General features: G+C 55.9%; 1 protein-coding gene. It reads left to right on the top strand.

What is annotated here, in order from left to right; all coding sequences use genetic code 11:
* On the top strand, positions 1 to 716 hold a 716-nt coding region (locus EA58_RS20730), incomplete at both ends, for an AMP-binding protein (RefSeq protein WP_036757609.1).

The raw sequence follows: 716 nt of genomic DNA, 5'->3' as shown, positions 1-716 counted from the left end.
TACACCTCGGGAACCACAGGTCAGCCGAAAGGGGTAATGGTGGCGCATCAGGGCGTGGTGAATCTGGCGTACTTTATGCGGGACAGTCATCAGCTCGCTCCGCTGGCGAAAGTCCTGTGTTTTGCGAATTATGTCTTTGATGCATCGGTATATGAGCTGTTGCCATCCCTCATGTTCGGATGTGAGTTGCATCTTGCTTCATCGGTGATGCAGCGTGATGAGCAGGTGCTGCTGGACTATCTGGCTGAGCATGAACTGAGGAAGGCTTTCCTGCCAACAGCGCTGTTCAACTATCTGGGCGATAAGCTTGCCGGAACCTCCCTGAAAGTCTTGCATGTGGGGGGCGAATCATTAAATCCGCTGGCTCAGTTGCCGGTCGAGACTCTCTTTAATCAGTATGGTCCGACCGAGGCAACGGTCTGTGCGACTCAGAAAACCGTGCTTCCGAATGACGTGAGCATCGGCGCGCCCATCAGCAATACCCAGTTGTATGTGCTGGATGACAATCAGCAATTGCTGCCACTGGGCGCGGTGGGTGAGTTGTACATCGGCGGGGCCGGTCTGGCCCGGGGCTACCTCAACCGGCCTGAACTGACAGCGGAGTGCTTCATTGACAACCCGTTTGCCACCGAAGCCGATAAAGCGAAGGGGTATACCCGGCTGTACCGCACCGGGGATCGGGTGCGCTGGTTGACAGACGGCAATCTGGAATATCT

Source organism: Photobacterium galatheae (assembly GCF_000695255.1).
GTDB lineage: Bacteria > Pseudomonadota > Gammaproteobacteria > Enterobacterales > Vibrionaceae > Photobacterium > Photobacterium galatheae.
This window is presented reverse-complemented; position numbering and strand designations above follow the sequence as displayed.